Source organism: Bacillus sp. T-10(2022), assembly GCF_056502895.1.
In genome coordinates this window covers 649,323-672,287 of the sequence record NZ_CP113518.1, presented here as the reverse complement: position 1 = coordinate 672,287, position 22,965 = coordinate 649,323, and the positions used below count along the sequence as shown (strand labels likewise).

Annotated in this window: 21 protein-coding genes; 4 read left to right on the top strand and 17 right to left on the bottom strand. The window is 37.9% G+C overall.

What is annotated here, in order from left to right; all coding sequences use genetic code 11:
- Positions 1 to 22: 22 nt before the first annotated feature.
- The 8 genes from OSJ91_RS03210 to OSJ91_RS03175 all read right to left on the bottom strand — a co-directional run bounded on the left by OSJ91_RS03210 (position 23) and on the right by OSJ91_RS03175 (position 8,268).
- Entirely contained in the window at positions 23 to 799 is a 777-nt protein-coding gene (locus tag OSJ91_RS03210) for a transporter substrate-binding domain-containing protein (RefSeq protein ID WP_137017804.1), read from the bottom strand.
- A 396-nt stretch (positions 800 to 1,195) separates the two neighbouring features.
- On the bottom strand, positions 1,196 to 2,011 hold the full coding sequence (gene nikE / locus OSJ91_RS03205; RefSeq protein ID WP_485890971.1) for a nickel import ATP-binding protein NikE: 816 nt from the start codon (positions 2,009 to 2,011) through the stop codon (positions 1,196 to 1,198).
- A gap of 33 nt (positions 2,012 to 2,044) precedes the next feature.
- Positions 2,045 to 2,872 (bottom strand): nickel import ATP-binding protein NikD, encoded by an 828-nt coding sequence (gene nikD, locus OSJ91_RS03200; RefSeq protein WP_485890970.1) that lies wholly within the window; start codon positions 2,870 to 2,872, stop codon positions 2,045 to 2,047.
- A gap of 18 nt (positions 2,873 to 2,890) precedes the next feature.
- A complete protein-coding gene (gene nikC / locus OSJ91_RS03195) occupies positions 2,891 to 3,721 on the bottom strand; it encodes a nickel ABC transporter permease subunit NikC (RefSeq protein WP_063234728.1) in 831 nt (276 codons plus the stop codon).
- Positions 3,718 to 4,662 carry a nickel ABC transporter permease subunit NikB gene (gene nikB, locus OSJ91_RS03190; protein ID WP_057276529.1) on the bottom strand — a complete coding sequence of 315 codons (945 nt, stop codon included), beginning with the start codon at positions 4,660 to 4,662 and terminating at the stop codon, positions 3,718 to 3,720. Before nikB ends, nikC begins: the two co-directional genes overlap by 4 nt.
- A gap of 17 nt (positions 4,663 to 4,679) precedes the next feature.
- Positions 4,680 to 6,305: a nickel ABC transporter substrate-binding protein gene (gene nikA / locus OSJ91_RS03185; RefSeq protein WP_485890969.1), complete on the bottom strand. Its 1,626-nt coding sequence runs from the start codon at positions 6,303 to 6,305 to the stop codon at positions 4,680 to 4,682.
- A gap of 335 nt (positions 6,306 to 6,640) precedes the next feature.
- Positions 6,641 to 7,978 carry a YjiH family protein gene (locus OSJ91_RS03180; protein WP_350301174.1) on the bottom strand — a complete coding sequence of 446 codons (1,338 nt, stop codon included), beginning with the start codon at positions 7,976 to 7,978 and terminating at the stop codon, positions 6,641 to 6,643.
- Between the two features lie 83 nt (positions 7,979 to 8,061).
- Complete coding sequence (locus tag OSJ91_RS03175; protein ID WP_350301173.1) at positions 8,062 to 8,268, bottom strand: hypothetical protein; 207 nt, start codon at positions 8,266 to 8,268, stop codon at positions 8,062 to 8,064.
- 382 nt (positions 8,269 to 8,650) lie between these two features.
- On the opposite strand from OSJ91_RS03175, the gene OSJ91_RS03170 reads away from it, so the two are divergent.
- Complete coding sequence (locus OSJ91_RS03170; RefSeq protein WP_485890968.1) at positions 8,651 to 9,409, top strand: ion channel; 759 nt, start codon at positions 8,651 to 8,653, stop codon at positions 9,407 to 9,409.
- A 54-nt stretch (positions 9,410 to 9,463) separates the two neighbouring features.
- Positions 9,464 to 9,724 carry a hypothetical protein gene (locus OSJ91_RS03165; RefSeq protein WP_485890966.1) on the top strand — a complete coding sequence of 87 codons (261 nt, stop codon included), beginning with the start codon at positions 9,464 to 9,466 and terminating at the stop codon, positions 9,722 to 9,724.
- 316 nt (positions 9,725 to 10,040) lie between these two features.
- Here OSJ91_RS03165 and OSJ91_RS03160 read toward each other — a convergent pair whose 3' ends face one another.
- From OSJ91_RS03160 to OSJ91_RS03135, 6 genes are all read right to left on the bottom strand, one after another.
- Complete coding sequence (locus tag OSJ91_RS03160) at positions 10,041 to 11,546, bottom strand: malate:quinone oxidoreductase (protein WP_413015331.1); 1,506 nt, start codon at positions 11,544 to 11,546, stop codon at positions 10,041 to 10,043.
- A 619-nt stretch (positions 11,547 to 12,165) separates the two neighbouring features.
- Positions 12,166 to 13,086: a type I pantothenate kinase gene (gene coaA, locus OSJ91_RS03155; RefSeq protein WP_350301170.1), complete on the bottom strand. Its 921-nt coding sequence runs from the start codon at positions 13,084 to 13,086 to the stop codon at positions 12,166 to 12,168.
- Between the two features lie 96 nt (positions 13,087 to 13,182).
- A complete protein-coding gene (locus OSJ91_RS03150; RefSeq protein ID WP_137024044.1) occupies positions 13,183 to 13,476 on the bottom strand; it encodes an RNA polymerase alpha subunit C-terminal domain-containing protein in 294 nt (97 codons plus the stop codon).
- Positions 13,477 to 13,654: 178 nt separating this feature from the next.
- Positions 13,655 to 15,049: an amino acid permease gene (locus OSJ91_RS03145; protein ID WP_350301169.1), complete on the bottom strand. Its 1,395-nt coding sequence runs from the start codon at positions 15,047 to 15,049 to the stop codon at positions 13,655 to 13,657.
- 329 nt (positions 15,050 to 15,378) lie between these two features.
- Positions 15,379 to 16,338 carry an L-threonine 3-dehydrogenase gene (locus tag OSJ91_RS03140; protein WP_350301168.1) on the bottom strand — a complete coding sequence of 320 codons (960 nt, stop codon included), beginning with the start codon at positions 16,336 to 16,338 and terminating at the stop codon, positions 15,379 to 15,381.
- A gap of 44 nt (positions 16,339 to 16,382) precedes the next feature.
- The gene (locus OSJ91_RS03135; protein ID WP_350301167.1) at positions 16,383 to 17,573 is read right to left on the bottom strand and encodes a glycine C-acetyltransferase; all 1,191 of its coding nucleotides are present in this window, start codon (positions 17,571 to 17,573) and stop codon (positions 16,383 to 16,385) included.
- A gap of 372 nt (positions 17,574 to 17,945) precedes the next feature.
- Between OSJ91_RS03135 and OSJ91_RS03130 the strand changes: the two genes are divergently transcribed.
- Positions 17,946 to 18,086, top strand: coding sequence for a hypothetical protein (locus OSJ91_RS03130; RefSeq protein ID WP_350301166.1), 141 nt, complete (start codon positions 17,946 to 17,948; stop codon positions 18,084 to 18,086).
- Between the two features lie 558 nt (positions 18,087 to 18,644).
- Here the strand turns inward: OSJ91_RS03130 and OSJ91_RS03125 are convergent.
- Positions 18,645 to 19,913 (bottom strand): S-adenosylmethionine decarboxylase related protein, encoded by a 1,269-nt coding sequence (locus tag OSJ91_RS03125; RefSeq protein ID WP_485890965.1) that lies wholly within the window; start codon positions 19,911 to 19,913, stop codon positions 18,645 to 18,647.
- Between the two features lie 285 nt (positions 19,914 to 20,198).
- Here OSJ91_RS03125 and OSJ91_RS03120 point away from each other — a divergent pair, with 285 nt between their 5' ends.
- On the top strand, positions 20,199 to 21,098 hold the full coding sequence (locus OSJ91_RS03120) for a 3-hydroxyacyl-CoA dehydrogenase (RefSeq protein WP_485890964.1): 900 nt from the start codon (positions 20,199 to 20,201) through the stop codon (positions 21,096 to 21,098).
- Between the two features lie 167 nt (positions 21,099 to 21,265).
- On the opposite strand, the gene OSJ91_RS03115 is transcribed toward OSJ91_RS03120, so the two are convergent.
- Both OSJ91_RS03115 and OSJ91_RS03110 read right to left on the bottom strand, forming a co-directional pair.
- Positions 21,266 to 21,793, bottom strand: coding sequence for a YehS family protein (locus OSJ91_RS03115; protein WP_485890963.1), 528 nt, complete (start codon positions 21,791 to 21,793; stop codon positions 21,266 to 21,268).
- A 127-nt stretch (positions 21,794 to 21,920) separates the two neighbouring features.
- On the bottom strand, positions 21,921 to 22,883 hold the full coding sequence (locus OSJ91_RS03110) for a tRNA dihydrouridine synthase (protein WP_350301162.1): 963 nt from the start codon (positions 22,881 to 22,883) through the stop codon (positions 21,921 to 21,923).
- Positions 22,884 to 22,965 lie beyond the last annotated feature (82 nt).

Genomic DNA, 22,965 nt, shown 5'->3' with positions numbered 1-22,965 from the left:
TTATTGAGCTTTAATCTATTGTTTATTCACCAAGATACGTTTTTATAATTTCATCATACGTGCCGTCTTTTTTAAGATTGGCAAGACCATCATTTATTTTCTTCAATAAATCCTCGTTTTGCCCTTTCAATACAGCAATTCCATATTGGTCACCATTCAAACGGTCACCTACGATTTTCAACCCAAGATCTTTTTGGGCGATCGCATAGGAGATAACCGGGTAATCTTCTATAAGGGCATCGGCGTTGCCGTTGGCCACTTCCTGGAACATCGCTGGACTATCATTGAATTGAACAACTTTAATTCCCAGTTTCGTAGCATTATCCTGTGCATATTTAGCACCGGTTGTCCCTTTTTTCACTGCTATGGTTTTTCCTTTAAGATCTTTAACAGTTTTAGTACTTGTATTCTCTTTTTTAACAACTATCGTTAATCCTGCATCAAAATACGGTGTTGAGAAATCCACTACCTTTTTTCTTTCCTCTGTAATGCTCATTCCCGCAATGGCCACATCAAGCTGATTGGCTTGCATAGCCGGGATGATTCCGCCGAAATCCATTGGAGACAATTTGATTTTAAAATCCTGGTCTTTTGCGATTGCATTGATCAATTCAATATCAATGCCTTTATATTCGTTCCCCTCTTTAAATTCAAAAGGAGGATAAGTCGTATCCACACCAACTTTATATACCTTTTCAGGTTTCTTTTCCTCACCTGCATTTTTTTCTTCATTGGTGCCACAAGCCGAGATAAAGATAGTTAGAATCAAAAACATACTAAGTAAACCAAGTTTCTTCATTCAAATCACTCCAATTCTTAAATTATACGTGATAATAAATAATTCTCCCTATAATATAGCATAAGAACAAAGTATTATAATATGAATTTTTAGAATAAATATTATTTTCTCCAAATAATTTTTATGGATGTTTTTCCTAATATTGTTTCAGTGATGGAAAATAAAAAGGATATGGAATCCTTCACTATAAAAACAGCCGATCATGCCTTTAAAGTTGTTTTTACCAGATTCAGTTTTGAAACCCCCATTAGGAGACAACCCTTTAAGATCATTGGAAGCTTGATTATCGATTTTAGGCCCTCCAATATGTTCTTCAGAAGAAATATAAAAAAGAGCCTCGATTAATAAACTGAAATCGAGGCCTTCTAATCAATAAATATAGATTCTAGACTAGGTCTAGTTAGTCCTCGTCGGAAGAGAACGAAAACGTGGATGCTCAGCAAGGATAGAGCCTTTCATTTGTTTAATGACAGGATGTTCTGACGAAAAAAACTGATCTTTAGAATCGTAAAGCTCGATTAATTCTCCTTTTTCCAGTACACCCAAAGTATCAGAGATTGAATAGGCCGCTTTAATATCATGTGTAATAAAAAGATAAGATAAGCCGAAGTCTTTTTTCAACTCACTTAATAATTCTAAAATTAGTGTTTGATTAACCATATCCAGACTGCTTACGGATTCGTCTAAGACGATTAGCAGTGGCTTAAGAGAGATTGCTCTAGCAATATTAATTCTTTGCAATTGTCCACCGCTAAATTGGTGTGGGTATTTTTTCAAATCCTTTTCACTTAGGCCCACTCTTTCCAATAACTCAATAACCGTTCTTTTTTGTTCGGCTACGGTTAGTTTTTCATAGTTTCCTAATGGCTCGCCTATAATACTCTCGGCTGTCATTCGTGGATTGACAGATGAATACGAATCCTGAAAGACGACTTGTAGATCTCGGCGTATCTTTTGTCGTGTAAGCTTATCAGCCGTATAGATATCATGCCCTTGAAACAGAACCTGTCCTTGCTGTGGACGTTCTAAGCCAAGGATCACTTTTCCTAATGTACTTTTTCCAGCTCCACTCGTGCCAAGTAGTCCTAAACATGTTCCTTCGTCTATAGAAAGGGAAATGTCAGTGAGTACTTTTTTAGAATGCTCTTTCCATTTAAAAAACGCATGAGAATTATAGCTATGAGTTACTTCTTTTACTTGTAATAAACTCATTTGTTCACCCCTCAAAAGAATGCAATCTATATATCACAACATATGGGTGATAGGTTCTTCATGGTTTAAGATAAGGCGGGCATTTAGCAGTTTCTTTGTATACTCATGCTGCGGATTATCAAATAATTCAAATACATTTGCAGTTTCTACAATTCTGCCATGTTGCATAACGACTACATCATCTGCCATTTCAGAAATGACTCCTAAATCATGAGAAATGAGTAAAATGGATGTTCCATATTCAGAACGAATTTTATCCAAGTGGCGAAGTACTTGTAATTGGTTATGAACGTCGAGTGCAGTTGTCGGCTCATCAGCAATAATAACGGTAGGATTTAAACAAGCAGCCATCGCAATCATCACGCGTTGAAGCATACCTCCACTCAATTGAAAAGGGTAGCTTTTTAATAGTTTCGCGGGATCTGGCAGGTTTACATTTTGCATCGCATCGATGGCAAGCTCTTTTGCTTGTTTTTTATTCAATGAGGTATGAGACCTAATCGTTTCGATAAATTGATTGCCAATTGTAAAAACAGGCGTAAATGCATTCATCGGATTTTGCATAATAAAGGCAATATCCTTGCCGCGAATTTCACGTATTTCTTTATCGTCTAAACCATTCAATTCTCGTCCTTGGAGGGTAATGCTACCTTCAATGGTCGTTGTTCTCCGATCAAGAAGCTGTAGAATGGACATACTCGTAACGGTTTTACCACTCCCACTTTCCCCAACAAGCCCCAGTACCTTCCCTTTTTCCAGTTCAAAATTAATATCCTGAACGAGGGTGGAAGCACCATCTTTTGTTTTTACTTGTACATGTAGATCGCTCACTTTTAATACATACGACCGTTCTGTTCCCAATCTTCTCATTCCTTTTTATTAACGACGTTTGACTCCAAAACGTTCTGATAGCGCTTCGCCTAATAAATTGAAGGTGACGACAACGAGCATAATCATCAAACCTGGATATAGCATTAATTCTGGATTCGTCCGAATATACGATTTCCCTTCATGAATCATTGCTCCCCATTCTGGTGTAGGGGGTTGCACACCTAAACCTAGAAACGACATGGCCGATATATCCATGATGGCCCAACCCATTTCTAATGTACCCATAACAGCGAGCGGCGGAAGAACATTTGGAACGATATGTTTCTTTATTATCTTCCATTGAGAAGAACCGCTTATTTTAGCTGCCGCTATATAGTTTTGTTCTTTCAGACTAAGTACCATTCCTCGGAAAATTCTCGCATAATACACCCATTGCACAAGCATCAATGCTAAGATGACCTGTTTAAGGCCAGGTCCCAAAATACCAACAAGTCCAAGAATGAGCAAAAGATTCGGAAATGCCATAACACCATCACAAAGTCTCATTAGCACCTGGTCGACCCATCCACCTTTATAACCAGCAATGGTTCCAACAATCAAGCCGATGCCTAAAGATGAGATAAAGATTAATGTGGCAAATCCTAACGAAATGCGAGCTCCATATAAGATGCGTGATAACGTACATCTTCCTAAATGATCGGTTCCCAATGGATACTCAAAGGAAGAGGGCTGTAGTTTATTAGCTAAATTGACAGCAATAGGATCATTAGGTGCAATCCAAGGAGCCAAGATGGTAATGATAAATAGGAAGCTCAATATTATCGAACAAAGGACAATCACTTTCTGACTTTTCATCATAATACGAAGACTTGTTATCATTGACGTTGCCCTCCTTTTCTGGAGATGCGTGGGTCGATACACATTTGAATAAGGTCAACAATCAAGTTGCTAAAAATGAATAGTCCCGCTGCTAAAAGCACATAGCATTGAATGACCGGAACATCCCGATTAAAAATAGCTTCAATGAAATAACGACCGAATCCTGGCCAGGAAAAAACCGCTTCGACGATAATGGTTCCAGTCAGCAGCTTTCCTAAATTCATCCCCAGTCCAGTAATCATTGGGGATATGGCTATTCTCAATACATGTTTTCCCATAATGACTTTTTCATGAATCCCTCTTGTGCGAGCAAAAAGGACATAAGGTTCCTGTAAATTTTCAAGAACGCTAGCACGTAATAGTCGAGTATACAAGGCTATTAATGGCAAAGCTAAAGTAACGGAAGGGAGAACCAGATGTTGCCAAGTCCCAATTCCTTCAACAGGGAACAAGTCGAGTTTAACAGAAAAGAAAAAAATCAATAAATAACCAAGCCAAAAAGAGGGGATGGATGCCCCGAAAAAAGAGAGAAGGCGACTAAAATGGTCAATACCGCTGTTTTTCTTTATGCCTGCCAAAAATCCAAGAGGGACACTGACCAGGATAGCTAATATGATGCTACCTAAAGCTAACTGAATGGTCGCTGGCATTCGATAGGTAACCTCTTCCCAAACAGGTTTATTCGAAAGATAAGATATGCCAAAATCAAATTGGCATATCTTAATAATAGAATTTACATATTGAACATGGAGGGGTTGATCTAAGCCAAACTCATGTCTTTTCTGTGCCAATATCTCATCTGTAGATTGGATATGTGCTGCAGATAAATATGCCTCAGCTGGGTCCACTGGTGAAAGGTGAATCATTCCAAACGTTAGAAGAGTGGCCAAAAGAAAGATGGGAATAATGGCCATAATTCGTTTCAAGATATAAGTGCCCATGATAACCCTCCTGTAACTTACTTCTCGATGCTAATTCCTGTGAATGGATGTTCATCCCGGTTAGCAGGGAATGTAAAATTAGATACATCTTTTTGGTAAACAGCTATTTTCTTAATATAAGAAATAGGCACAATCGCTCCTTGGTCTTGCAGTGATTCCAAAATGGTTGAGTAAAGTTCTTGACGTTCTTTTTCATCTGTTGTTCCAGGAACATCTGCAATTTGTTTTAACAACTCATCTCTGTTCGGATAAGATGAAATGGCTTCGTTAAAACCAAATCCTTCTGAACCAACGACATTTACGAAAGTATGTGGATCATATGGAGCGCCATAGTTACTAAAGAAATTCAATTCAAAATCATTAGCTTTGAATCTTTCAATTTGTACCGTAAGCTCAACTCCAACGATGTTTAATTTAACACCTAGTGCCGCCCACTCAGATTGTAATGTTTCGGCCATTGCTTTTTGAATCGATTCTGCAGAGTCGTACATTAACTCGATTTCAAGCGGCTTTCCGTCTTTCTCACGAACGTTTTTTCCTTTTGGAAGCTTCCATCCTGCTTCATCTAATAAAGCTTTTGCTTTTTCGACATTATAATCAATCGCTGTTACATCAATGTCTGAAGTATACGGGAAGTTTGTCGGTAAAATGAAATCTGCCTTCTCTTCCAACCCAGAAGTAACTCCGTCAACCATTGCTTTTTTATTAAATCCATATTGTAACGCTTGACGAACACGTAAATCTGAAAGTTGTTCTTTCTTCGTATTCATAACTAGTTGTCTTGTCGCAACCGGATCAGAAATACTAGTCTCATAGTTACCTGTTGTTTCTAATTGTTTGAAAGCATCCAGACTGATAGCACCTTCACCATAAATTAGGTCCAGGTCACCTTTTTCAAAAGCAAGAACACGGGTTTCAGCATCAGGAATGATCTTGACTTTGATTTTCTTAACTTTAGGGAGTTCACCCCAATAATTTTCATTGCGTTTGAAAATAGCATATTCATCAGCTTTATATTCTTCCAAAATCCATGGGCCTGTACCGACTGGTTTTGTAACACCTTTAGAAGTGTCACCATCTTTAGGGAATCCAGCATCACCTAAGAATCGGACTGGACGAACGACGGCTAACTCTTGAATAGTAGGATAATATGGCTCCTTTAATGTTAGTTTAAATGTGTTTTGGTCAATTACTTCCGTTTGATCCACTTTCGTAATAAAGCCCAACCAACTATGTAAATCAACATTTTTCAATATAGTATCAAAGTTCTTTTTCACAATTTCAGCATTAAAGCTCGTACCGTCAGAAAATTTCACATCTTGACGGAGGTTGAACGTATATTCCTTCCCATCCTTGGAAATTTCCCAAGATTCAGCTAAATGCGGCTTCAGCTCTCCTCCATCTTGGTAGCTAACCAAAGGTTCATATATCATTGATGTAGCGAATAATTGAGAAGGATTATAGACATGCGGATTCATTTCACCTATATCCCTCGGCCAAGCCAAAGTAAGCATGTCTTTACTGTCTTTATTTGAAGTTGAATTTTCTTTTGATTCATTTGTACATCCAAGTAAAAGCGTTGATAAAATTAAAACGATTGCGGATATAAATAACACTTGTTTGCTTTTTCTTCTTTTTGACATAACATTGGTGCCTCCAGTACCATATTGAGAATCATTTTCAATTCTAATGAGTAACTATATTATTGTCAATATAATGTCGAAATTCTTGAAAGATATAAATATGTTTTGTTAGAAACATATAAACTCAAAATCCTTTTCTGTGGTGATGCTGCTCCAAATAATTTATACTACGTCCCAACAAGCCTTCAAATGCCCCACGCACCCGTACGTCCTACCATGCCTCCTGACTATAAAAGATTCTATTAAAGAAGGTCAACCAGTAATTTTTACTGGTTGACCTTCTAATACGAACTCCCCGTTCGATTTGTGATCGAATTAAGATTCGTTGATTTGTACTAAAGCAGCAATATTGCGATAGGTGCAGTAATAATTAACGTGATGAGCGTCCGTTCAAACCAGATTACAATCAACTTCGTAATGCTGATTGGGATTTCGGTTGATAGGATACAAGGGATCGTCGCTGAAAAGAACAATATGGATGATACAGATACCACGGCAATAATGAACTTAGTTACCAGAGGTGCTTCTACTACGAGAAGCGCCGGCAGGAACATTTCTGCAATTCCTATAGCTGAAGCTTTTGCAGCCAAAAATGGTTCAGGTATTTGCAATGCCCAAGTAAATGGGTAAAAAAGATAGCCAAGTAAATTAAATACTGGAGTATACTCCGCTAATACAAGGCTAATGAGACCAACCGATAAAATGGACGGCAGAATGCTCATTGTCATAAGAAAACCGTCCTTTAAGTTATCCCATAAATTTCTGCCAAGACTTACGGAATTGTTTGCTCCAACCATCGCACTATACCAGGCATTTTTGAGAAGTCCTTCTTTGATAACCTCTTCTGGATCGGCATTATCCGAATAATAATCGTCACTCATTTTATTTAATGGCCAAATACGTACGGTAATGGCAGTGACAAGGTATGTTATCCCTAAAGAAACCCAAAAGAAAAGGGACCATATGTCCATAAGCCCGAGAGTTTTTGCTACAACGATCATGAACGTTGCTGAAACGGTTGAAAAACCAGTTGCAATAATAGCGGCTTCTTTAACCGTGTATTTTCCTTCTTTATATAGTCGATTCGTAATAAGCATACCAATGGAGTAGCTTCCTGCTAAATCGGCGACCATATCAACTGCTGAACGCCCCGGCGTTTTAAATATCGGCCTCATGATTGGCTGCATCAGTACACCTAAAAATTCGAGAAGCCCGTATCCAATGAGAAGCGCCAAAAATAGAGCACCAAAAGGAACGACAAGTCCTACAGGTATGACAAGTTTTTCGAAAAGGAAAGGACCCATACTTGGGGCCATTAACCATTCGGGCCCAATCTTGAAATATATTAAGATCGCAACAACAGCACCTATTACTTTTAAAAAGGAAAAAACTATTGATACCTTATCCTTGCTCCAGCTTTTTGAAATAAATGGATAAACAGCTCCTAATAGAATGACAATAAGAGCATAAATAGGAACGGCTGACGGCAAGGTTACTTTGATCCATGTTACTATATGATCAATTGGTATGCTTGAAACACCATTTATGGTAATAGGAATAAAAAACATAAAACTTCCTATTAAACTATATACTATAAACTTCAGTATATTAGTAGTTGATTGAATTTGCGGCTTCTCTTGTTTCGTATTTGTCGCCACATTTGGTGATCCCATAATTATTCCCCCTATTATATAATACCCATATCCGATCCTCGTGCATTGTTAGGATTCCCCAGAGTTTCACCCTCTTCCAGCTCTTATTGAGGATTCGAAGCAAAACACTTCCAGTTATGTGCCGCTTTCCAATCCCGCCTTACACCGCCATCTGGGTGCTCAGCTATATTCCGGTCGTTCATTAATATGGGAAGTACTGTCTTTTGTATGCAATCCTGTTCCTTCATAAAGTCGTTATTCCATTTATTGTATCCGCTTTCATTTTGATAGACCTCCTCGTTATTTAACATTCATTGTATACTGAAAATTCTAATAATAATTTTATTTTTTGATGATTATTTTATAATTTATTTACAAAAATTCATCTAATATTGTTCATTTTATAATCTATATTAAATTAGAGCGAAATTTAATAGCAAAATGCTTGGTTTTGAAACTTAAACTGATTGTATGGTCTATTAAACTTGGGCAGATGAAACTCAATGGAATTCTCAACGATCCGCCCCTTTTTTTGCATAAGAAAAAGAGCCCTGAACGTTATTTTAAACAGTTCTCTTTTGCTTCTTACTCCCTACTTGGGTAAAAAATAGTTTTTTTACACTTACGTTTATTTAATTGTTTAATTGGGGAAATATAAATTTAATCGATGATGACTTGAAAACTAGGATGGGTATGATGAGAATTAAGGTAAAAAAAATAATATATTACCTGATTAAATTAAGAGGTAGAATCTTTATACCATTTGCCATTTTATACATATTAGTTGCTGCGTATGTTGCTTTTTCTATTGAGCCACAGACGTTCGAATCATATTTAACCTCAGTTTACTGGGTTCTTACAACGCTTGCTACGGTTGGTTTTGGGGACTATGCACCGGTCACCGATCTTGGAAAAGCATTTACCATTGGTCTTTACATCACGGGCATTGGGCTTGTTAGTCTTTTTATTGGAAAAATCATTAAATCTGTATATCTTATCGAAAAACGTAAAGTTGGTGGAAAAATGAAATATACAGGTAAAAATCATATCATTTTGATTGGTTGGAGTGATAAGTCAAAATCAGCACTCCAAGAAATTTTTAAATCTGATGAAACCATTGATATTGTAATCATTGATAACTTGGAAAAAGCTCCTATGATGGAGGAGCGTCTGTTTTATGTTCGCGGGGATGCCACCGATGAAGAAACATTACTCCGTGCAAATCTGCCTAAAGCAAAAGGCGTTATCATTTTTGCTGACCAAATAACACAAGATAATTATGCTACAAAGGATCCGTTACTTGTCGATGGAAAGACATTATTAGTTGCCACTGCCATAACGGCCATTGAAGAAAAAACAAATACGTCCATCCATGTCACAGCCGAGGTGATCAATCAAAAGCATATTCGTTTATTCGAGCGTGTAAAGGTGGATGAGTTTATTCCTACGTAAGAAATGATTTCCCACGCAGCAGTACGATCATTATTTTCTCATGGAGTCACCCACATGTATTCAGAACTTATGAGCACGAAATATGAGGAAACTATGTATGAGATTCCTAAACAAGATGAATGGCTAACCTATCGTGATGCGTTTATAGATCTTCTTAACAAAGGAGCCACACTGGTAGCGGATCGTGGTGATCTGAACATAAACCAAAAATTAGATGCACGAATTCCTGATGATGCACAGCTTTTCATTATTTGCGATAAAGAGACCATTTCCCAAATAAATTCAAATGCACACATTAGAAGCAGAAATCTTTAGGGATGCTATAATAGCATCCCTCAGCTTGTAGACAAAAGGGTTCTATCTAAAAGTTAAAAATAAGTCGATTGGAGCGGGTGTAAAGCGCGTCTAGGGGAGACCCCGCAGGCGCAAGCCGAGGAGGCTCCCGGACCGCCTGCCCTACGTTCCAATCAACGTCCAAATTGTACAAGCAATAATCTCAATTTTCTTCGAGTTTGCCTAAAAATAAGCATTCTTAATTGAATAGGCTTTAAAACAAAAAAAGAACCTTCAATCAATGATAGATTAAAGGTTCTGTTGTTTTTAATTTCAATATTGCTTCAGTATCCAAAAATTAACTATAAACTAACTCTTTTTTTTTGCTTAGACCAAGCGTCTCTGATGTTGAAGTTTGAACTTCGTGCAGAAGCTCTGTATTTTCCATTAGTGACTCTCCATAAGAAGGAATCATTTCTTTAATTTTCGGTTCCCACTCTTTCATACGTTGCGGAAAGCATTTATTAATTACCTCAAGCATAACATGAACAGCAGTAGAAGCCCCTGGAGAAGCACCTAGCAATGCTGCAATCGAGCCATCGGATGCACTGACAACTTCCGTACCAAATTGAAGTGTACCTTTGCCGCCTTCAGCAGTATCCTTGATGACTTGTACACGTTGGCCAGCTACTACTAATTCCCAATCCTCGCTCTTAGCGTTCGGGATGAACTCTCGTAACTCTTCCATGCGCTGTTCCTTCGATAACATAACTTGCTGGATCAGGTATTTTGTCAATGGCATCTCTTTTGCGCCTGCGGCCAACATAGTTAAAACATTATTCGGTTTTACGGAAGTTATTAAATCGAACATTGAACCTGTTTTTAAGAACTTCGGAGAGAAGCCCGCAAATGGTCCAAATAGCAACGATTTTTTATTGTCGATAAAACGTGTATCAAGATGCGGAACAGACATTGGTGGAGCACCAACTTTAGCTTTTCCGTATACTTTTCCATGATGCTGCGCAACAACTTCCGGATTATTACATACCATGAAGTATCCGCTAACTGGGAATCCGCCGATATGCTTCCCTTCAGGAATACCGGATTTTTGCAGCAGATGCAAGCTTCCGCCCCCGCCTCCGATAAAGACGAATTTAGCATTATGGCGTTCTACGCTGCCAGTATCGACATTACGCACTTTTAATTCCCATGTGCCATCGCTAGCCCGTTTAACATTATCAACACTATGTTTATATTTGATATCGACGTTTTTAGTCTTTAAGTGGTCAAACAACATGCGTGTCAAAGCACCAAAGTTAACGTCTGTACCGTAATCAATTTTTGTTGCCGCTATAGAATCATTTGATGGACGATCTTGCATAATAAGTGGAATCCATTCCATCAGTTTTGCTGGGTCATCGGAAAACTCCATACCTTGGAACAGAGGATTTTTTGACAGCGCTTCAAAACGTTTCTTTAAGAACGCTACATTTTTATCCCCTTGTACCATACTCATATGAGGCAATGGCATGATAAAGTCTTGCGGATTATCAATCAACTTACAGTTTACAAGATACGACCAAAACTGCAATGAAACTTGGAACTGTTCATTAATTTTAATTGCTTTGCTTATATCTATAGATCCGTCAGATTTTTCGGATGTATAGTTAAGCTCGCACAGTGCAGAATGACCCGTACCCGCATTATTCCATTCGTTAGAGCTTTCTTCTCCTGCGTTTGCAAGCTTCTCAAATACTTTGATTTCCCATTCCGGTGCTAACTCTTTCAGTAATGATCCCAAAGTCGCGCTCATGACTCCGCCGCCAATTAAGATAACGTCTGTTTGTTTCTGTATGTTGCTCATTATAACCTTCCTTATCCCCTATATTTTCAAAAAAGATGTAGGCGCTCCTGCTTAGGTGTCACAAAAAGCCAGGCACGAACAAGGAACACACCTTTTCTGTCTCCTTATAACTATATCATAGTCTATTATTATTATTTCATAGATTAAAATATTCTACTATTACTTTTTTTGCTAAAATATTGATTTTGTGAAGAAATTAGCTTAAACTTAACCGCCCCGATAGTCGCATTAAAAGATTTTTTCAGCAACTTCTCCTCATTGAAGGAAAAATCTGTTAGTGAAATAATATTGACACATCGGAAAAGGCGACGAAAATACACATTTATTAACAAAATCAGAAGTGAAATTAGAAGGATCTGTAACCATTTCCCTAAAAAATAAGGACCTTCCTGAAAATGTTAAACTCCTACCTTTTTGACTTGTATCATAAATTTCACCCAATTATTAGATATTATAACAATACCAATAATTACTGATAATTAAACCAATATAAGGTAAGACCATTGATAATATTGCTAATTTTAAGACTTATTGCATAGTCCATTATAAATAAAATTCCTTACTTTATTGCTATTACAAAAAAATATTATTCTAATACACAATCCTTGCATCCATTTTATTATTTTCGCAAAAAGATATTTTCAACTTTGTGTTCTGATCCTTTTTTCAAGACGAGTTTTGCCCGTCCTTTAGTCGGCAGTATATTTTCATGTAAATTTTTCAAATTAATTTCTTCCCAAATTTGAGTCGCTTGTTTAATGGCCTGTTCCTTAGACAAGTTAATATAACGGTGAAAATAGGATTCCGGACTTTGAAATGCGGTCTTTTGAAGTAAAAGGAACCTTTCAACATACCATCGTTCTATGTCGTTTACGTTTGCATCTACATAGAGTGAGAAATCAAAAAAGTCACTGACGAATACTTGGTTTTCCTTGTCAACTTGAAGAACATTAACACCTTCCACGATTAAAATATCCGGATTACAGATAGTCTGCACTTCATTTGGCAAAATGTCATACTTCAAATGTGAGTAGATTGGAACTTCCACTTTATTTTTTCCTGCTTTTAGATCTCCGATAAGATTAATTAATTTTTGAGTATCATAACTTTCAGGAAACCCTTTTCTTTTCATGAGTCCTTTTTCTTCTAAAAGATCATTTGGGTACAAAAAACCGTCGGTAGTGACAAGACCTACGTTTCTGTGATTATCCCATCTAGATAATAAAGTCTGAAGCAACCTTGCTGTCGTACTCTTTCCTACAGCAACACTTCCTGCAATTCCAATGATATATGGTACTTTTTTAGCATCAGTTTTTAGAAATGAAGTGGTGGCTGTGTTAAGCTGCTGAGATGCTTCAACATGTAAATTGATCAAACGAGTCAAGGGCAAATAAACCTCTTCTACTTCCACAATGGATATTTCTTCATTTATTCCTTTTAAGTTATCCAATTCTTCTTCTGTTAAAGGAAGAGGAGTATGGTTTCGCAGAGATGCCCACTTTTCTCGATTGAATTCAAAATAGGGAGTATAGGAACTCATGATTTTTCGTTACCTCACTTTTTAGAGTTACTATCAGTTTAACAAGGATGATGACCATAAAAAAGATGTTCCTGATTCCTTATCCACGTAAAGTGATTAATCTTTGAATGATAACCCGCCTGTCTCCAAAGCAGCCCTAAGTTTAGGTAAAGAAGCTGGTCCCATACCGTGAAATTTCAAAATCTCTTTTTCACTATATGTTGAGAGCTGTTGTAAAGAGGTTACCCCATTGTATTCCAATGCACGTCTGGCTGGTGCCGAGAGCACTGAAAGAAATCCGGTGTCAGGTTTTCGTTCCTGCTCACATACAGGGCAGGTCGGACAGTCGCTGGATTTATAGTATTTGTGTCCCTTTTCGCAAGTCCTCAAATTCTTCTTTGAAGTTGTCATTGTCAACTTCCCCTTTTTTTATGATTTTTAAGTCCGAACATAAAAAGTTCACCCTTCACAAGTAAGCAATCATTTTATTCCATTTTATCATCTCTTGTTAAAACTGAACTGCCCTTTTGGTTTCATTGGAAAAGGGCTGCCGCAGCAACCCTTTGTAAAACCCAAAGTGAATGATAGATTAACCCACTTTATCTTCCTGAGCCTCTGCCTGAGCATTGGCTTGTACACGCTTGTCTATTCCAAAAGCGAAATAACTAATTACAACGATAGCAAGAAAACCTATTCCAACCATAAGTGATATACGTGTGTCATCATTAAACCACATACCGATCAATACCATGACCAAGAAAGCGATGGTCAGGTAGTTTGTAACAGGTGCAAAAGGCATCTTGAATGGATGATTGTGCATTTCAGCTTTTTTGATTTTCCTGAATTTAATTTGACTGATCAGAATGACAAACCATGGAATCATTCCAGGAAGTACACTCGCACTGTATACATGCACAAATAAATTTTCTGGTGCAATATAACTTAAAACAACCCCAATTGCTAACCCGACTATCACTCCGAACGTACCGAATAAAGGAACACCGCTATTAGATACTTTAGCAAAGAATTTTGGTGCTTGTCCATTCATCCCTAATGTGTAAAGCATGCGTCCAGCACTGTAAATACCACTATTGCAGCCAGACATAGCAGCCGTGATTACGACAAAGTTAATGATTCCAGCTGCTGCCGTGATACCAACCTTCGCAAAAGTCGCAACAAATGGACTGCCAATCGCGCTTAATTGATCCCAAGGGTAAACGGTTACAATAATGAAAATCGCACCGATATAGAAGATTAAAATACGCCAAATGGTACTTTGAATCGCTTTCGTTATCGTTTCTTGCGGATCTTTTGCTTCACCAGCTGTAATCCCAATTAATTCTACACCTTGATAAGCGGCAACCACAAGTGAAAGAGCAAAGAAGAAGCCCTTCCAGCCACCTGTAAATAAACCGCCATGCTCCCAAAGATTCGATAATCCTAAGGCTTCCCCTCCGTTACCGATTCCAAAGAAGATAAGTCCAAATCCTGCAACGATCATTAAAATGATTGTCACGATTTTAATCAATGCAAACCAAAATTCAATTTCCCCAAAGGATTTAACGGAAATTAAGTTCGCTGCTCCAAGAATCACCATTGCGATTAAACCTGGAATCCAAGCAGGGAGATCAGGGAACCAATACTGCATGTACGTCCCAACTGCAATAATTTCTGCCATCCCGACAATAACCCACTGGAACCAGTTACTCCATGCTGTCATATACCCTGCCAATGGATGAATGTACTTATAACCAAATGTTGCAAATGAACCTGTACTTGGCTCCAAATACAACATTTCCCCCATTGCGCGCATGATCAAGAATATAAAAAGCCCAGAGATCGCATAAGCTAACATTACAGACGGGCCTGTCCATTGGATCGTGCTGGCTGAACCCATAAATAAACCGACACCAATCGTTCCGCCCAAAGCGATCATCTGAATATGACGACCTTTCAAGTCCCTATTCAAATCTTTGTTTGCCATTCCATTTCCCCCTACACTACTAATAGTCGAAATTTTTTCAAGATGCTTAATACACTCCCTATTTAGTATAGAAATGATATAGCAGGCTCCACTTTTTTTATCTTTCTTAAAGCTGCCTCATAAAATCATTCTTCACTCTTAAGCATTCCTGACAGTTAGAAAGATTACTATCAAATTTCATGTTATTTCTTAATTCTGTTCAAGGTTTCATAGAAAGCGCTTACTTTTTATCGTTTATAACAGCTCACCCCTTAAACATTAAAATTCCCCTGTATAAAGTAACCCGAATAAAAGAGTATTGCAACTCTTTTATTCGGCTGGCAGGTTTATTATGCTGTTACTAAAAGGGACTTTAATCTCAGCTTTAACAACATATCATTCGTCATTTTCTCCAAATCATATTCCGCCTTGAATCCCCACTCTTCCTTCGCACAAGTTGAATCAATTGTATTTGGCCAACTGTCTGCAATGGATTGTCTTACAGGATCGACTTCATAATTCATGACAAATTCCGGAATATGCTTTTTAATTTCGGCTGCAATTTGCTCCGGATCAAAGCTCATGGCTGACACATTGAAAGAATTGCGATGTTTTAATTTTGAGGCATCTGCCTCCATTAAATTAATGATGGCTGCTAAAGCGTCAGGCATATACATCATATCCATATACGTTCCCTTATCAATGTAAGAAGTATATCGTTTGTTTTTAATCGCTTCATAGTAAATTTCAACTGCATAGTCGGTAGTTCCGCCGCCAGGAGGTGTGACATACGAAATCAGTCCCGGGAATCGAAGACCTCTCGTATCAACCCCAAATTTATGATGATAATAATCACATAATAACTCTCCGGATACTTTATTCACTCCGTACATCGTATTCGGTCGTTGAATGATGTCTTGCGGTGTCCAATCTTTAGGAGTGGTTGGACCAAACGCTCCAATGGAACTAGGTGTAAATAATTGACAATCAAGTTCTCGTGCAGATTCCAAAGCATTGACCAATCCGCCCATGTTTAAATGCCAGGCTAAAAGCGGCTTCTTTTCAGCTGTTGCCGACAATAAAGCGGCTAAATGTATAATCGTATCCACTTCATGTTTTTTTGCCATGTTATACATCGCTTTTTCATCCGTAACATCCAATATCTCAAATGGACCTGATTGAGCAACATCGCTGTCCGTTTTTCGAATATCTGTTGCAATGATATTGTCAGCTCCATAAATCTCTCTCATTTTCAGCGTCAATTCTGAACCAATTTGACCTAAAGCCCCCGTTACCAAGACCTTTTTCATCAAAAATCCCTCCCCATGTTTTAAACTACGAAACAAGCAATCTCTTATATGATCGACATCTCTTTTCCTACTTTTTCATAAATGGCAATTGCACGATCCAGCATCTCTTTTGTATGAGCAGCCGTAGGCATATTCCTCACTCTTCCTGTTCCCTTTGGAACGGTAGGGAATACGATGGATTTGGCATACACACCTTCTTCATTCAGCCTCTTGCTGAATTGCTGCGTTTTTGCTTCATCACCTATAATGCAAGGTGTAATCGGTGTTTCGCTCTCCCCGATATCAAATCCTAATTCTTTTAGGCCTTTTTTCAAGTAATCGCTGTTTTCCCACAGCTTATTTTGAAGTTCTGAGCTATTCATCAAAATATCGATGGCTTCTATACTAGCTGCAACTGCTCCCGGTGTGGCAGCCGTTGAAAATAAAAATGGACGGCTTCTCACTTTTAACCAATCAATCAAATCTTTCTTTCCTGCTACATAGCCTCCAACAACACCAATGGCTTTGGATAATGTTCCAATTTGGAAATCCACTTTATCCGATAATCCAAAATGTTTTACCGTTCCTGCACCATTACCTAATACACCCGAACCATGCGCATCATCAACATACGTGATTAAATCGAACTCTTCTGCTATCTTCACAATTTCAGGAAGCTTGGCAATATCCCCATCCATGGAGAACACTCCGTCGGTAATAATCATGATCTTGTTATACAATCCGGACTCCTTTGCTTGACGTGCTTTTGTCCGTAAATCGTCCATGTCGGAATGGATAAAGGGAATAATTTTCGCCTTGGATAATCGGCAACCATCAATGATTGAAGCATGATTCAGTTCATCTGAAAGAATGGCATCGTGTTTATCCATCACTCCTGAAATCGCTGCCATATTACAGTTAAATCCAGATTGATAAGCAATGGCTGCTTCTGTATGTTTGAACTCGGCAAGCTTTTCTTCTAATTTGACATGAATGTCTAACGTTCCGTTGATCGTACGAACCGCACCGGCACCGACACCATATCTTTTCGTCGCTTCTATGCAAGCCTCTATTAATCGTCTATCTGTTGCTAAACCTAAATAATTATTGGATGATAAATTAATAAGCTCTCTGCCTGCAATGGTGATTACCGGACCGTTTGGACCTTCCACCGGATCAATAACGTTGTAAAGTCCCTTTTCTTTTAAATCTTCCAAATTTTCTTTCAAAAATTTATTTAATATTTCACTTGACATTTAATATACCCCCTCATTGATGGTTGGAATAAATGCAGGATCTTTATATGTTTTACCCCTATTTAAAAAATTGTATTTTTTTCCTTTTTTCCAAAAATACACGTGTCTTTTCCAGAAACACACTCGATATTAACATAAATCCCTTTATACTAAGTGTTATAACAATCATAATAATAGATAATTTTAATGTTGTCCATATTGCGTGGACAAAAAAATTTGAATTTTTGTAGTTTTTACAATCAACATCCGTCTAAAATGCGTTTATATCAATGGAAATGCGAAGAGAATTTCATCAATTTTCCAAGGCAACCGATGTTTTATCTACTGGTTTTTTGGAGACCTTAACCATTAACCTAATTAAGGAGGGGTATAGTGAAAACGGAAGATGAAAAAACCTCAGAAGGCTTAAATGAGATTTTTGAGATTATCAATGCAAAAGGTGACATTGGTGAATTAAAAGAAATCGTCCAAAAATCTGATGAACAAACAAATGAAGACGACCAAGGGGATTGATTATCCTCTTTCAGTTTGTCGACAAAGGGAGTCCGGAATGCTCTCCTGCAGAATCCCTTCACGATTTTACCGAAGTGATTTTCACCATATTTTTAAAACAATGCTTGGTTATACTCCATGATTTTTAATTGTTTTAACGAGACGAAAACTCACTGAATTGAAGAAATTTGCGCCCCCCCTTCCAGATGACGCTTGGCAGACAGTCGGCGGAAAGGAGCGAATTTCTTAAATCAAGCTGGAATTTTTTTCAAAGAAAAAAACTGAAATTGTCTATAGTCTGCAAGGGGATTAATTATCCTCTTTTTTGCCTGTTTTACATTGTACTAATGGACGCTAAAGTCCATTACAACAATAAAAAAAGAGCTGCTGATCAGCTCCGGATATTGCCGTAACGTTCACGTGAAAAGAAGATCTAAAAACAAAAAAAGTTATGCACATTCAGAAGGAATATTTGAAGAATAAGGATTTCCCTTTTTCCTTTCCCCCACCTTGTGCACAACTTTATATAGTTGAAAAATTAAGCCAGCGCCCTTCATTGATTCCGACTTAAAATTCACATTATTGATTCATCTTTTTCATTCTGTGAAGTAATGGACCATCTGAATGATTGTTTTCCCCAATCACAAAACTCGTCATATAATAGGTCAAATATTGACCGTAATGATTATTGGTATTTAACAATAACTCATCCACATAGTATACCCCTTTGGGGACTTGATCCATTAGCAGCACCGATAATGAAGCATATATCCCGCAGGCCACTTGAAAGTATGTTGCATTGGTTTTGTATTTGGAAAAGATATCGCGATTCTTTAATGTATTATACATATAACGCTCCTTATCTTGATAAACGATAAGGACACCAACTAGATCTTCCCCGTCAAGTTCGGCTTCAAGCGGATCGAGAACCTTCATGTCATGGTTCCACAATTGATCGGCGTCATCCAGTTTCGAGCGGATTAACTCCGTTGTATGGTCATTTATCTTATATAAAAAGCCGCCTTCCATATCATACAATTTACCTAAAGTATATACTTCCTCATGAGCCATTAAACAACCGTAAAACTGCTTGTCCCCTAAAGTGACCTTAAATTCGACATCATACACATTTTCATATAAAAAGAGCGGTGTATGGTGGTTCATAAACATTGGATAGCATGAAATAGCCTCATCCAGAAAGCACTCGGGAGACCAGGTCGTGTATATAACTCCATTCTTTGCCTTCGATTTGTCCTTAAAAAAAGAATTGTCATGCTCTACAATGTAACAGCCAAGCGGTCGTTCCCCTGAATCACTCTTTAACAGCTCAATGGCCATCCATTGGACCACCCCTGGATTCATTCCCGACCCAATGATAGCTGTAGAATTGGAAAATTGATCTTTAACCTTTTCAAAAAGCCTGATTCGTTCAATTAGAGGAAACCCATAATATAATTCTTCATTTTCATCGATCATTGTGTTTTCTAAAGCGGAATTAACATAATTAACGCCTAATGCGTCGCAGCATTGCAGCATTTCAACCGTATCCGCCCATGAAAGATCAATGACACATAATGTTTTTGTGCTTTCAAGATGCTTAATAAACCGCTTTGTATCTTTTAAATCAAATTGATGCAGTACAATTTTATCTTTTAGTTGTGGAAATAATTCATGATAATATTTTTCTTCCTTTTGTTTAATATCAATTAAGTGAATAATACAACTGGATATAAAAAGATGGATTGGATCCTTTTTATCAATAGCTGATTTATTCAATATGGAAAGTATTGATTTTGCGGCCCCTCCTGCACTCCCAAGAATGGTTATCACTTTTTGGTAATCATCCATTTTTGCACCTCGTCCAACCTTTTATTATAAACTATGTGGTTACGGGTGAAATGCAATGGGCAACTGATGAAATGAGCAATACGTACAAGCTATCATCAATCCAAAATGATAGGAATGTGATGAAGAAACTCCTGCATCTAAGAAGGGGTGTTACGTTTCACTATGCGTTTATCGGGTCCCTTAAAGGGAAAATAATATATATCCTAAGCTATTCCTGCATCTATTTTCAAGCTAAGTGAAATAATTAACAAGTATAGATATCCAAAGAAATAAAGGAGAATGACTATGAATTACCAGAATATCACGATTGCCGGCAGCGGCGTTTTAGGAAGTCAGATTGCATTTCAAACCGCATTCAAAGGATTTAACGTATCAGTATATGACATCAATGATGAAGCATTGGAACGTGCAAAAGATAGGATCACTAATTTAAAGCCATACTATAAAGAAGACATAGGCGCTGCGGAGGATGATCTTAATACTGCTTATGCCCGCATTTCTTTCCACAGTGATTTATCTGCGGCAGTTGCAGAAGCTGATCTTGTGATTGAAGCGATTCCGGAAGTGGTTCAAATCAAAACCGATTTTTACACAGAGTTAGGAAAAGTGGCACCTGAAAAAACAATTTTCGCCACGAACTCTTCTACATTATTACCAAGCCAATTCGCCGAAGCGACAGGCCGTCCAAAAAAATTCCTCGCTTTGCACTTCGCTAATGAAATCTGGAAAAACAATACGGCAGAAATCATGAAGCATCCTGGAACGGATAGTGAAGTGTTCGATGAAGTGATTGATTTTGCAAAATCGATTGGAATGGTTCCTTTGCCTTTACATAAAGAGCAGCCAGGCTATATTCTGAATTCCTTATTGGTTCCTCTTTTGGATGCTGCCCAAATGCTCTTATTAAAAGGAGTGGCTGATACGGAAACCATCGATAAAACGTGGATGGTCGCAACAGGGGCACCTCTTGGTCCTTTCGCTATATTGGACGTGGTAGGAATCAATACAGCTTATAATATTTCACTTGCAAAAGCGAAAGCGACAGGTGATCCAGAGATCGAAAAACTGGCTAACTTATTGAAAACAGAGTATATCGATAAAGGGAAAATCGGAAGAGAAGCAGGAGAAGGCTTCTATAAATATCCCAACCCCAATTTCGCAAAGCCAGACTTTTTAAAAGGTTAATGTTTCAGAAGGTGCCTTGAGGGTGCCTTCTGTTTTTTACTATTTCGCACTTTCTATCCCTTCAATAACGTTCATACGAAAAAAGACCCTGAAATCGCAAAAAGTACTTTTCACGAAATCAAGGCCTAATTGTAATGATGTGCATGATAGAAACAGTTACTGAACCCTTATCCCCTATATCTCAAAGTTAATCCTTTTAAGAAATTCCTCGCGTATCGATCTCCGCACTCTTTATAATTCCTATGACCCACTTTTCTTAGTATAGCGCTTAATTCCCCTTTGGTTATCATGACTCCTGCTTCTTCCAAAATATCAATCATATCCTCACTGGTTAATGATAATGCTATTTTCAGTTTCTTCAGAAGGATATTGTTCACACTTTCCTTATTCTTTACAGCAGGTGCCTGACTTTGAGGCTGACCAGGTTTTGGCTCTTGTCTCCCTCTTTTAAAAATGATCAAACCATTTAAAAAGGACTCTAACATCATGTTATTGCAGGTTACCCCATCTTCCTCTTCATCCATATCATCATATTCTTCATATTCATCATAATAATCATCTTTTGGTTTTGTGAGCATCTGCATGACTTCTTCCATTGTCACTTCGATCTCCCCTAGTTTAAATATCTCTACCATATCTTTATTTTTAATATCAAGCGCATATCTTAATCGAATTAATATATCATGATTATGCATCCAAAAACCTCCTATGTATTTCTCTATTCACAGTACTTTCATTATTTCACAAATGGATGGAAATAAACGCAGGTTAAAATCCGAGAACCTTTTACAGATTCCCGGATCACTCTGCTTATTGCTCCCATCAACATTCTTTTCCAAAGTTATCAAGCAATGCACGCACTTCATCTGTTGATTTCGTGTTCATCAATTGATTTCTTAATTCACCAGCTCCACGGAATCCTTTGACATAAATTTTGAAAAAGCGATGTAGCCCTGTGATTGAACGTGGCACTTCTTCCGCGTATTGATCTTGAAGATCAAGCTGCAGTCTTAAAAGATCGAGGTATTCTTTACTGCTATGCTCTTTTGGCTCTTTTTCAAAAGCAAAAGGATTTTTAAAAATACCTCGCCCGATCATAACGCCATCAATACCATATTGTTCAGCAAGCTGCAGCCCAGTTTGACGATCAGGAATGTCTCCATTGATTGTTAGTAGCGTATTTGGTGCGATACGGTCACGTAATTTTTTGATTTCCGGAATTAGCTCCCAATGCGCATCTACTTGGCTCATTTCCTTTCTTGTACGCAAATGAATGGAAAGGTTCGCAATATCCTGTTTTAAAATATGCGTCAGCCACTCCTCCCACTCATTTACATCATTATCGCCAAGTCGTGTTTTCACGCTGACAGGCAGTCCGCCCGCTTTTGCTGCTTGAATAAGTTCTGCCGCAACGTCTGGACGCAGAATAAGGCCACTACCTTTCCCTCTCGATGCCACATTCGGTACAGGGCAGCCCATATTAATATCGATGCCTTTAAATCCTAGCTCTGCCATGCCAATACTCATTTGACGGAAATATTCGGGATTATCCCCCCAAATATGTGCCACCATTGGCTGTTCATCTTCTGTAAAAGTCAAACGGCCACGCACACTTTTCATGCCCTCTGGATGACAATAGCTATCCGAGTTTGTAAACTCTGTGAAAAACACATCCGGTCGACCGGCTTCACTTACCACGTGACGAAAAACAACATCTGTCACATCTTCCATTGGTGCAAGTACAAAAAATGGTCGTGGTAAATCACGCCAAAAATTATCTATCATTTCAAACTCAAATCCTCTCACTATGGATACAACTTCAAACTCTCGGTCAAAAAATATAAAGCCAATTGTTCCACTTCTTTTA

What these genes read in the sequence shown, in the direction of transcription:
- OSJ91_RS03210 (WP_137017804.1), bottom strand. Translation starts at nt 799, where the DNA reads ATGAAGAAACTTGGTTTACTTAGTATGTTTTTGATTCTAACTATCTTT.
- nikE (WP_485890971.1), bottom strand. Translation starts at nt 2,011, where the DNA reads ATGAGTTTATTACAAGTAAAAGAAGTAACTCATAGCTATAATTCTCAT.
- nikC (WP_063234728.1), bottom strand. Translation starts at nt 3,721, where the DNA reads ATGATAACAAGTCTTCGTATTATGATGAAAAGTCAGAAAGTGATTGTC.
- nikB (WP_057276529.1), bottom strand. Translation starts at nt 4,662, where the DNA reads ATGGGCACTTATATCTTGAAACGAATTATGGCCATTATTCCCATCTTT.
- nikA (WP_485890969.1), bottom strand. Translation starts at nt 6,305, where the DNA reads ATGTCAAAAAGAAGAAAAAGCAAACAAGTGTTATTTATATCCGCAATC.
- OSJ91_RS03180 (WP_350301174.1), bottom strand. Translation starts at nt 7,978, where the DNA reads ATGGGATCACCAAATGTGGCGACAAATACGAAACAAGAGAAGCCGCAA.
- OSJ91_RS03175 (WP_350301173.1), bottom strand. Translation starts at nt 8,268, where the DNA reads ATGTTAAATAACGAGGAGGTCTATCAAAATGAAAGCGGATACAATAAA.
- OSJ91_RS03170 (WP_485890968.1), top strand. Translation starts at nt 8,651, where the DNA reads ATGATGAGAATTAAGGTAAAAAAAATAATATATTACCTGATTAAATTA.
- OSJ91_RS03165 (WP_485890966.1), top strand. Translation starts at nt 9,464, where the DNA reads ATGTATTCAGAACTTATGAGCACGAAATATGAGGAAACTATGTATGAG.
- OSJ91_RS03160 (WP_413015331.1), bottom strand. Translation starts at nt 11,546, where the DNA reads ATGAGCAACATACAGAAACAAACAGACGTTATCTTAATTGGCGGCGGA.
- coaA (WP_350301170.1), bottom strand. Translation starts at nt 13,086, where the DNA reads ATGAGTTCCTATACTCCCTATTTTGAATTCAATCGAGAAAAGTGGGCA.
- OSJ91_RS03150 (WP_137024044.1), bottom strand. Translation starts at nt 13,476, where the DNA reads ATGACAACTTCAAAGAAGAATTTGAGGACTTGCGAAAAGGGACACAAA.
- OSJ91_RS03145 (WP_350301169.1), bottom strand. Translation starts at nt 15,049, where the DNA reads ATGGCAAACAAAGATTTGAATAGGGACTTGAAAGGTCGTCATATTCAG.
- OSJ91_RS03140 (WP_350301168.1), bottom strand. Translation starts at nt 16,338, where the DNA reads ATGAAAAAGGTCTTGGTAACGGGGGCTTTAGGTCAAATTGGTTCAGAA.
- OSJ91_RS03135 (WP_350301167.1), bottom strand. Translation starts at nt 17,573, where the DNA reads ATGTCAAGTGAAATATTAAATAAATTTTTGAAAGAAAATTTGGAAGAT.
- OSJ91_RS03125 (WP_485890965.1), bottom strand. Translation starts at nt 19,913, where the DNA reads ATGGATGATTACCAAAAAGTGATAACCATTCTTGGGAGTGCAGGAGGG.
- OSJ91_RS03120 (WP_485890964.1), top strand. Translation starts at nt 20,199, where the DNA reads ATGAATTACCAGAATATCACGATTGCCGGCAGCGGCGTTTTAGGAAGT.
- OSJ91_RS03115 (WP_485890963.1), bottom strand. Translation starts at nt 21,793, where the DNA reads ATGCATAATCATGATATATTAATTCGATTAAGATATGCGCTTGATATT.
- OSJ91_RS03110 (WP_350301162.1), bottom strand. Translation starts at nt 22,883, where the DNA reads ATGATAGATAATTTTTGGCGTGATTTACCACGACCATTTTTTGTACTT.